The organism is Streptomyces sp. NRRL F-2664, from assembly GCF_000719345.1.
GTDB lineage: Bacteria > Actinomycetota > Actinomycetes > Streptomycetales > Streptomycetaceae > Streptomyces.
On the sequence record NZ_JOFX01000307.1, the window covers coordinates 1 to 613 of the forward strand.

Consider the following 613-nt stretch of genomic DNA (forward strand, 5'->3'; position numbering starts at 1 on the left):
GAGCTGCCCGCGGACTGGGCGCTGCCCGTGCGCGAGGCCAGCACCGTCCACAACAGCGCCGGCCAGAAACGCGAAGTGGCGACCGCCGCCGCCTACGACAGCTACGGCCGTGCGGTGAAGACCACCGATGAGACCGGGACGGTCACCGAGACCGTGTACGACCCCGAAGAGGGTGCTACCGGGCTGGTCGTGTCGCAGAAGACTACCGGCCGGGACGGCAAGGTCCTGCAGGAGACCTCCAACACCCCTGACAAGGACCGGCGCACCGTTGCGCACACGGTGACCCGGACCGCGGACAGCGCCGGGAAGCTCGCCGCCCGCGAGCAGACGACCTTCACCTACGACAAGTACGGGCAGGCCGCCTCGCAGACGGTCTCCTGGGCTGAGGGCGCGGGTGAGGAGGGGCGGGGTGAGGGGCCGGGCGAGCTGAGGACTGAGGTCAGCCGGACCGTGGAGGGCGGGCGCCTGACCGAGACCACTACGGTGGCGCCCGGCACGGACGCGGAAACGGTGACCTCGCGGGTGGTGGACCTGGCCACCGGAGCCGTGCTGGAGGAGATGGGGCCGGGCGGGCGGGTCGTCTCGCGGACGGAGTACGACCGCCAGGGCCGGC

Annotated in this window: 1 protein-coding gene; it reads left to right on the forward strand. The window is 72.4% G+C overall.

Features of this window, described 5'->3' with window-relative positions; translation table 11 throughout:
- The coding region (locus IF89_RS39500; protein ID WP_043194925.1) for a hypothetical protein at window positions 1–613 on the forward strand (613 nt) is incomplete at both ends.